We start from the raw sequence: 3,100 nt of genomic DNA, 5'->3' as shown, positions 1-3,100 counted from the left end.
CCCGGAACGCCGCCTCAGCTACACGCGGATCATTTCCCGCACACGCCTGGCAAATCCCCTGCCCCTGCGACACTCCAGCGGGACGCGGTGTGCCCTCGTGTCCTGCCTTGCAGCGGACGCGGTGCGGCTTGTGGACACCAAGCCAGCGCGGCTCCAGGACTATTCCCCCCAATGCAGCCACGCGGGCCCGGAACGCAGCCTCGGCCGAACGGGGATCCCTGCCTGCGCAAGCGCGGCAGATGCCCTGTCCCCTCAGCACTCCTAGGGGCCAGGGGTTACCCTCGTGCCCCTCCTTACAGCGAATGCGGTGCGGACGATGACTGCCGAGCCATCCAGCTTCAAGAACTTCGCCACCGAGTTCGGCCACGCGAGCCTGGAAGGCGTCCCATGCCTGCTGTGACTTAGGTGGAAGCTGCCGTGCGCCCGCCATGCTGATCTCCTCAGGATCAGAGGTGGCCCAACCGGTCATTCCGAGTGAGGCCACGCCTACTGGCGGGATCGTAGTGGCCAGCGCTGACAGGCCCCGACCTCTGCCGTTTGCCTGAACGAGGTCCGGTGCTCCCAGCGGGCGGTCCAGACGTATTGGGGCACGGTCGCAGGGCAGATCGCTTCAAGCCGCGCGCTCTCCACGGGCCTGTGCGCTGGCACCATTTAGGGAAGGCAGTAGGCAACTGCTGCATCGTCGCCAGCCTTATAGCGTGGCCACCGCTTTCCGTTCGGATCTGTGGCTTCAACTTCTCGAACTGCGCTGATAAGGCGGGTGGGTCCGCCGGAGCGGAGTAGGTCGAAAGCGTCGCCCCACGTCGCCATGCCGTACTCGGTCACCAGCCGTGACACACCGTCGGACATGACAGCCGCAGAGCGGATGCCGTTCCGAGGCGTGGAACCAGTAAGGGCGTGCTCGGCGGCTTCTGGGCCGCCGGCCGCGACCCAGTAGCCGCCCACGGTGTTCCGGGTGAGCCGCTGAGCTGTGATCATGCGTCGCACGCTGGCGAGGTGCTCGGGAGAGCCTGTCGCATAGCGTTCAGTCTCGGCCCGCAGCTCCGGGACTACCAAGTCCACGCGGAGATCCGTGTGGACCGAGTAGCCGTCCGGACCCTCGTAGACAACAGGGGAGTCGGCGAGGATCAGGTGGCTGTACTGGTCCGGCTCTTCCCGCAGGATCGATACCGTGGCAGAGGGGGTGCCCGGGTTCTTCAAGTCGCACTCCGGGTGCAGCTGTGCGACCTGGTCAAGTGCGCGCGCCAACCCCTCAGCGAGCGATCTGTCCGGCACCGTCATCTCGGCGACGATGCGTCCACCGAGGTGTGCCACGTACCAGGGAACGCCGTGCTCGCACCCCGTATTTAGCCCCGCCGTGCTCAGCCCGTCGAGCACCACGGCGACGGTTGGCGTGGCTGCAACCCAGTCCTCGTTAGGCTCGGTGCCGCCGGGCTCTGTGGCCAGCGCGACTCGCATGTCAGGCCTCGTGTCGGTAGATCGGAGTCACGCGGGTGCTCTCCAGTACATCCAGGGTGTCGGGGTCGTATCGGCACGAGATCAGGGTGGAGAAGCGCCGTGTCTTGACCTCGCGGTACAGGTCGGCCAAGTGGTTCTCCAGGTAGTGCACGACGCCGTTGGCGCCGATTGCGTGGATGCCGGCGATGTAGAGGAACGTGCCCTTCCCGTCGAGCCGCGGGAGGCGGGCGAGGTATCCGACGTCGCCGGCCGTGCCGTCTGTGTCCAGCGGCGACCTGAACTCGGTGTCGGTCTTCAGGTCTACCAGGTGCCAGGCCGTGTCCTTGCGGAAGCGGAGGAAGTCGTCACCTTCGAGTACCTGGGCGATGATCGGCGACAGGCGAGGACCGCAGATGACCACCAGGTGTTCGCGGTTGAGGTTGACGATGCCGGTGGGAGGGATCACCTCGTAGTCGGCTTCGAGCTTCATGCCGGCCATGAGCTTCCGCAGGTGCTCGAAGTTCTTGAGGTCTTCCCGGGTGACAACCTCGCTCGGGTTCTGGTCCGGGGTCTTGCTGGCCTCGTACTTGCCTGCCACCGGGATGGTGACCGGCCCAACGCCAAAGAACGCGCGCTCGGGGGGTGGGCCGGCGGCGGCGAGTTGACCGACCCTGCCGCGACTCACCCCTAGGAGCGCGGCGATCTCGGCTTGAGTCATGCCTGAGGCCGAAGCTTCCTCGATGGCTTCCCTGCGGATTCGGGACAGCTCGACTACCCGGCCTTGGTAGTCCGCCATCAGGTCAATCGCAGCCTTGGCCCGGTCGACGGGCGGAGTGATACCCGCGACCCGCTCAAGCTCCTCGTGCACGGCGATCTCATCTCTGCTTAGGGGGCATAGCAAGGCTACAGCGAGGGGGGCTTGACGCCAAGGAGCCGTCTGCCTACCTTGGGTATCGCAGCAAGGGGATAGCCCCCCTAGGCAACGCCTGGCTCTTCTTTGGCGCGCCTTGAGCTGCACAGATGCGCCCGGAGGGGTGGGGTGACAGCCCCTGAAGGCCGTGCTTGTTGCTTGAGAACTGAACAGTGATCGTGCGAGACCGACGCGAGGGCGGCGGTCGCGGCAAGGCGCCTAGGTTGAGGAACCGGGGGATGTCCACCGCGATACGTGCTCTCCCCCTACGCAGTGGCGTGTCACCCGCTTCGGGCGGGTGTGGGGACGGACGGCACGCTGACCAGGCCGATTCGTACGGCTGGATGGCGGGCCGAGTGGACCAGCAGGGTCTCAAGGCACGTGGCGGGATGAGATAGACCGCCCCCGTGGCGACCGGGTGATGTCGCAGCGGCAGCGAGCCACGCAGCACGCCCCGGGTTCGGGGGTGCGCCGCCTGTTGGCGCCGGAGCAGTGATACCGGCGCACCCGATTTCGGGCTCGGGGCCGGCTGGCCGAAGCAACGGCAGCCGGTGAAGCCCGCGCACAACCCTCTGATCTGTGACCCCGGTCCAGCTCGCCTCTGTGGCGGATCGGGGCACCGCCGCTCGCGATCCGACGAGCGGCCATGGCCCGAGTTGGGCCGCCGCGCTCCCGGCCAAGGTAGGCGCGGCGGCCCTCGGGCCCACCTCCCAACACTGGAACGAGGTAGACCCGTGCAATTGATTGTTGCAG

The 3,100-nt window shown here is 67.0% G+C and carries 2 protein-coding genes; both read right to left on the bottom strand.

The genetic code is table 11. The features are described from left to right. Positions 1-651 precede the first annotated feature (651 nt). Entirely contained in the window at positions 652-1,458 is an 807-nt protein-coding gene (locus AB0O09_RS22110; protein ID WP_363543663.1) for a hypothetical protein, read from the bottom strand. A gap of 1 nt (position 1,459) precedes the next feature. Further along, the gene (locus AB0O09_RS22105) at positions 1,460-2,305 is read right to left on the bottom strand and encodes a sigma factor-like helix-turn-helix DNA-binding protein (RefSeq protein WP_363543662.1); all 846 of its coding nucleotides are present in this window, start codon (positions 2,303-2,305) and stop codon (positions 1,460-1,462) included. Between the last annotated feature and the right edge of the window lie 795 nt (positions 2,306-3,100).

It is taken from the genome of Kitasatospora sp. NPDC093679 (genome assembly GCF_040683455.1).
Taxonomy (GTDB): Bacteria; Actinomycetota; Actinomycetes; order Streptomycetales; family Streptomycetaceae; genus Kitasatospora; species Kitasatospora arboriphila.
Note: the sequence above shows the minus strand (reverse complement) of the source record. Positions and strands in the feature narration are given on the sequence as shown.

What these genes read in the sequence shown, in the direction of transcription:
- AB0O09_RS22110 (WP_363543663.1), bottom strand. Translation starts at nt 1,458, where the DNA reads ATGCGAGTCGCGCTGGCCACAGAGCCCGGCGGCACCGAGCCTAACGAG.